Annotated in this window: 7 protein-coding genes; 3 read left to right on the top strand and 4 right to left on the bottom strand. The window is 40.6% G+C overall.

Annotation, left to right across the window (positions count from 1 at the left end; all coding sequences use genetic code 11):
- Window positions 1-483 (top strand): GDP-mannose 4,6-dehydratase (locus IM456_RS02540; protein ID WP_287694243.1); only part of this gene is annotated, 483 nt, incomplete at its 5' end.
- Window positions 484-551: 68 nt separating this feature from the next.
- On the opposite strand, the gene IM456_RS02535 is transcribed toward IM456_RS02540, so the two are convergent.
- Complete coding sequence (locus IM456_RS02535) at window positions 552-1,508, bottom strand: glycosyltransferase (RefSeq protein ID WP_287694247.1); 957 nt, start codon at window positions 1,506-1,508, stop codon at window positions 552-554.
- A 269-nt stretch (window positions 1,509-1,777) separates the two neighbouring features.
- On the opposite strand from IM456_RS02535, the gene IM456_RS02530 reads away from it, so the two are divergent.
- Complete coding sequence (locus IM456_RS02530) at window positions 1,778-1,969, top strand: DUF2949 domain-containing protein (RefSeq protein ID WP_002738067.1); 192 nt, start codon at window positions 1,778-1,780, stop codon at window positions 1,967-1,969.
- Window positions 1,970-2,257: 288 nt separating this feature from the next.
- On the opposite strand, the gene IM456_RS02525 is transcribed toward IM456_RS02530, so the two are convergent.
- The 3 genes from IM456_RS02525 to IM456_RS02515 all read right to left on the bottom strand — a co-directional run bounded on the left by IM456_RS02525 (window position 2,258) and on the right by IM456_RS02515 (window position 4,000).
- On the bottom strand, window positions 2,258-2,716 hold the full coding sequence (locus IM456_RS02525) for a nitrate reductase associated protein (RefSeq protein ID WP_149987542.1): 459 nt from the start codon (window positions 2,714-2,716) through the stop codon (window positions 2,258-2,260).
- A 76-nt stretch (window positions 2,717-2,792) separates the two neighbouring features.
- Entirely contained in the window at window positions 2,793-3,632 is an 840-nt protein-coding gene (locus IM456_RS02520; RefSeq protein ID WP_149987543.1) for a prephenate/arogenate dehydrogenase, read from the bottom strand.
- A gap of 5 nt (window positions 3,633-3,637) precedes the next feature.
- Window positions 3,638-4,000, bottom strand: coding sequence for a cupin domain-containing protein (locus IM456_RS02515; RefSeq protein ID WP_149987544.1), 363 nt, complete (start codon window positions 3,998-4,000; stop codon window positions 3,638-3,640).
- 104 nt (window positions 4,001-4,104) lie between these two features.
- Here IM456_RS02515 and IM456_RS02510 point away from each other — a divergent pair, with 104 nt between their 5' ends.
- On the top strand, window positions 4,105-4,557 hold the full coding sequence (locus tag IM456_RS02510) for an SRPBCC family protein (protein ID WP_149987545.1): 453 nt from the start codon (window positions 4,105-4,107) through the stop codon (window positions 4,555-4,557).
- Window positions 4,558-4,953: the final 396 nt, after the last annotated feature.

Below are 4,953 nucleotides of genomic sequence, written 5' to 3'. Positions count from 1 at the left end.
GTCACGCGCAAAATTACCCGCGCTTTGGCCCGAATTATTGCCGGACAACAGAAAAAACTCTATCTAGGAAATCTTGATTCTAAACGGGATTGGGGTTATGCTAAGGATTATGTGCGGGCGATGTGGTTAATGTTACAACAGGAAGAACCGGATGACTATGTAGTGGCGACCAATGAAACCTATTCTATCCGGGAGTTTCTCGATATTTCTTTCCAATACGTTAATTTAAATTGGCAGGATTATGTGGAGTTTGATCAACGTTATTTGCGTCCAGCGGAAGTGGATTTATTGATAGGAGATTCCACAAAAGCCAGGGAGAAATTAGGCTGGCAGCCGTCGGTAACGTTCGAGGGACTGGTAAAATTAATGGTAGATGCGGATTTAGCGGCTTTGGGGATTAATCTTAATAACGGTGGTGATAGCGAACAGTTATTAAAAGATTTGGCTTATCTTCGCAATCGTTCCTTAATTGCCGTCGATTAAAAAGTCGGGTGGGTTAGGGAAGCGCAGCCCAACCCCCGTCTTGATCCATCGACATTTTTATCTGACTTTTAGGAATAAATTGGGTCTTTTTCCAGCAAACCTAGCAATTTTTGCATTTTAATCCAAGCCCTTCTCATTTGCCAGAATTTACTTTTTTCCATTGCGGCTATTTTGCTGTCAGCTTCTCGATAATCCAATTGGGTTTTTTGCAAGTCTTGTTGCAATTCTTGTTCATGAATTTCTAATTGTTTAATTCGTTCTCTAGCCCGTTCCAACTGAGCGAATATATCGACTTTTAAGGTGACTAAAGCAGCAAAAATGGCTTGGATATTTTGGGAGTAAAGTTGGGGATGATTATAAAAAAGTTGGGTATAGGAATAAATATAGTGTTCTGCGGTCATTGAGCGACTCATAGAATCAGCTTTTTGTCGATAGAAAAATAACACTTCTGGGATACGATAGACTTCTCGACCTAATTCGATCAGAGATAACCAAAAATCGTGATCTTCCCAACCATAAATTAAATTGCTATTATAGCCGCCCACAGTTTCCCAGTCGGATTTCCGAAACAAACCGGAGCAAAATATCATATTATCTACTAATATATCGGGAAATTTATACTCAGGCAGCGGCCAAATTCCTTGTCTATCGCCAAAATACTCCGCTTCGCAATAAACTATACCTAATTGCTCATCACCTTCTAGCAAAGTAACCGCTTTTTCCAGATAGGAATCGGCAATTTTATCATCGGCATCAAGGGGAAGAATATAGGTTCCTTGCGCTTGGGCAATTCCTAGATTTCTGGCTGTGGCAACCCCTTGATTTTCTGTGCGGATGATCCGGGTTTTTGGCTGTTGATAATTTTGTAAAATCTCGATGGTTTCCGGTTCTGTGGAGCCATCATCAATGACAAGGATTTCAATGTCTTGGTATGTTTGTACTAAAATAGATGCGATCGCATCATCAAGATAGCGACCTTGATTATAGCAAGGAATAATTACGGAAACTTGAGGAGCATGACTCATTGGGGGCAATTCTCTCCTACTTGAGCAAAAACTAGGTTATCAATAGCTTATCCCAAAAGCTCCCCTTTCTCGTTTTTCTAAGTAAAGGAAGTGTTGATATCCCCACTAGCAATTTCGGGATAGTAGGACATATTATGGATAAATTCTTAAATTATTCCGATTGGTGGACAAAATCACCCAATTGGGTGATCCCCGTGAGGGAAGCATCTCTTTTTAATAGAGGATAAGTTATTCAATAATCAGATTGTCATTATAAATGATCCTTAATCATGGAAGCTCATCAACAAAAACAACTCCGCACTTTCCTCTTGGAGAAATTAGCAATTTCCCCCCGTTCCCTCGATATGGCTGTGCGTCTCTGTGAAGCATCGGTGGGTTCTTTGCCGATGGTTTTATGGCAGTACGGTTTAATCGATTTGTCGCAATTGAATCAAGTTTTTGACTGGATGGAAACTGTCTAATTAGTTTTCAAGAATAGGACATTAATTATCATTTTTATTAAGAAAATTGACCAATCCTCAGAGCAGCAATTTACTGCAATTTATTTATTAAATCCCGTTAAGGTTTATCATGGTAGAAAACCTCCCCTTTACTGGGACTAATTAAACCGGCTATCATCCGTTATTTCCCCCCGTTTTAATTCGAGATCGATCTGGTCTAAAATAATAATTTTGCGCCTTGATCGCCTTTTTGCTTGTCATGACAGTAAGGTAGGAAGGGACTTAATTAATATGGCATAGGTTCTTGAGTTAGGCATCGACTATATGGAACTCTTTCAGGGCCGGATAGAAGTTGAGATTTTCGTGGCCCGGACGACTGAGTTTAATCAGGGCAAACCGTTGGGATGGGGGCAATTTTTGCCATTGTTCTAAACTAATTTCGATCTGGAATTCTCTAGCTTTTTCTCGGACTGTATCGGGTATCTGGCTATCATCTAGCCAAGCGGGATGGGGAGCTATTGCTAGTTCTCCTGGGGGATAGCCAGTTTTTTCGGTGATTAATTTTTGCAGAAAATCTCGATAAATTTTGGCTTCTGCTGCCGTCGTACAAGCCATATTAACTAATACCATTCTTTCTGGTTGACTCAACTGCATCCAATGGGATAATTTTAATTTAACTCCACAGGTATCTAGTTTCATTCTCACGGTCATCGGGATACAACGTAAGGAGTCAACAAATTCGGCTTCAAAGTCGAAAAAGGTGGTCATATCATTTCATTGGGTTGCTTAGTATAAATCTATGATACAGTGCCGTGGGATAATTGCTAGGGACAAAATGTTATTTTTATTGAATAAAATTGGCTCGATCTTGATGACTAGAGACGAGAATTTCCTCTAGTTCCTGCCATTTTTCTCCTGCAATATAGTCAATAATTTGATCAAGATTTTGCCGATAATTTGTCAAGGATATCAATAAAGCTTGACGATTGTATTTAGCCATCATTAAACCTAATTCGGGATTACCGCCACCGACGCGACTGGTATCGCGAAAACCAGAACTAGCTAAATTTTCCGCTAATTGGCGAATATTCAGGTCTTGTTCTTTCGCACAAGCTTGGATTAAACTGGTACTAATCATTACTGGCAGATGGGAAATCCAGGCCACGGCTTGATCGTGTTCTTCGGGGGAAGAATAATAAATTTTACAGCCTAATTTTTGTACTATTTCGGTTAAGATTTCCACGGCAAAATCAGGAGTAGATTCGAGGGGAGTAATCAGATAGGGGGTATTGACAAATAAACCCAATTGTGCTGCATTAATTCCCTGTTCGGTTTTCCCAGCCATAGGATGACTACCGACAAAATTCGGACATAATCGACTACAATTGGCCACAATTGCCCCTTTAACCGATCCCACATCGGTGACAATGGCTTGGGGTTTTAAATAGGGAGTTAATTTTTGCAAAGTTGGCACAATTAAATGTATGGGAGTACAAATAAAGATTAAATCGGCAGTAGCCAATAATTCTAAACTGGTACTAGATTCATCTACCACTCCTTTTTGTACAGCGATATCACAGGTGGATTGTTGACGAGAAACTCCCAAAACCTTATAACCTTGTGATTGTAAATCTAACCCCAAGGAACCCCCGATTAAACCCAGTCCAATAATGCCAATATTCATTAGTTTTACTCAAAGATAATTTCGTCTTCCACTCGCCAAGCAGGATCGACAATGCACAAGAAAACTAAGGTTTCCTCTCCACAATTATGAATATATTGTTTAGCTAGAGGAGGTATATAAATGGCAGCACCGACAGTCACTAATTGCACTTCCTCATCGATGTGCATTTCCCCTTGTCCTTGCAGAATATAATAAACTTCCGCAGTTTTTAAAGCGTGGGGAGTAGAAGTTTCCCCCACATCTACCTGGGCGTGGGCTAAACTATAACGTAGATTCAACGGCTGTTTATCGGGATGCAATAACTCGCGCAATCGGGTATGATCACCGGCGATAAATTCTTCACATTCGAGCAGTTTTCTGATTAACATAGTAAAATTAAACCCCGAAGATTGTTTTTATTTTATCATTGAGTCAAAAGCTGAAGACTAATAGCCGTTATCATAGAAATATTTAGCATCGCCAGAATTAACGAATGACTTGGTTAGAACATAGTGTACAGGTAGAAGTGGACGCGCCGATCGATCTGGTTTGGGATCTCTGGTCAGATTTAGAACAAATGCCCCAGTGGATGAAATGGATCGAATCGGTGAAAATTCTAGAGGAGGAGCCAGAGCTTTCCCGTTGGAAGTTAGCCAGTGGTGGTCTAGAATTTACTTGGTTGTCACGGATACTGAAAATTGTCCCCCACCAGATGATTCAATGGGAATCCGTGGACGGGTTGCCTAACCGCGGGGCGATTCGTTTTTATGACCGTCATGGTAGGAGTATTGTGCGACTGACAGCATCCTATGCTATACCCGGTTGGTTAGGAAAATTGATGGATAATCTTTTCCTCGGTCGAGTGGTGGAATCAACCCTGCAAGCCGATCTAGAGCGTTTTCGCCTTTATGCGCTCAATATTGTCAATAATACGCCGCCAAGGTGAGGTAATCATCAGCAGTTAGGAAGTTTATTTTTTGTCCGATGGCTCTAGTCAGTCACCGACTAGGGACAAGAACTTTAGTCCATTTTAATCGGGTGCATCTCATATTTGTGGCTCTCTCGTACTTGTAGTGATCAGCAGAAGTTATTAAAAGAGGGTGAATGCAATTCGCCCCTACCATAATATTATTGTAGGGGCGCATCGCGTGCGCCCAAAATGTGATACAGATATTTCTCCAAAATTGAGATGCACCCTTTTAACCCACATTCCGCACCCTCAACTGTCACAGATCAAAAAAGCTATTAAAGTAGTACATAATAACTAAAATTAATTCAAAGGTTAAAAGGGTTAATGAGAATGTATAGCATTAAAAGGGGTATGGAGCGAGAAAGAGAAAAT

The organism is Microcystis sp. M079S1 (assembly GCF_020246425.1).
Taxonomy (GTDB): Bacteria; Cyanobacteriota; Cyanobacteriia; order Cyanobacteriales; family Microcystaceae; genus Microcystis; species Microcystis aeruginosa.
The sequence above is the reverse complement of the archived record's forward strand: the minus strand, read 5'-3'. Positions and strand labels throughout refer to the sequence as shown.